Here is a 246-nt window from a genome sequence, read left to right on the forward strand (position 1 = left end):
GACGAACCCGCCGACGACGGCACCGGGGGCCGCGAGCGTCGCGGCGACCTTGAGGCCGGAGAGGAGCCCGGGCAGCGCCGCGGGCAGCCGCACCTTGAGGAAGGTCTTGAAGCGGCCCGCCCCCATGGTCGACGCGAGCTGGAGGATCTCCGGGTCGACGGTGCGCAGACCCGCGAGGCCCGAGATGACGGCGGGGAAGAACGCCATGAGCGCGGCCACAAGGATCTTCAGCTCCGCCCCGAACCC

General features: G+C 73.2%; 1 protein-coding gene. It reads right to left on the minus strand.

The window, feature by feature from the left end; genetic code table 11:
• Positions 1-246, minus strand: a 246-nt coding sequence (locus tag KVS71_RS18165) for an ABC transporter permease subunit (protein WP_217585235.1), incomplete at both ends; no start/stop codon positions are given.

Origin of the sequence: Microbacterium sp. GbtcB4 (assembly GCF_019091465.1) — a bacterium.
Lineage (GTDB): Bacteria > Actinomycetota > Actinomycetes > Actinomycetales > Microbacteriaceae > Microbacterium > Microbacterium paraoxydans.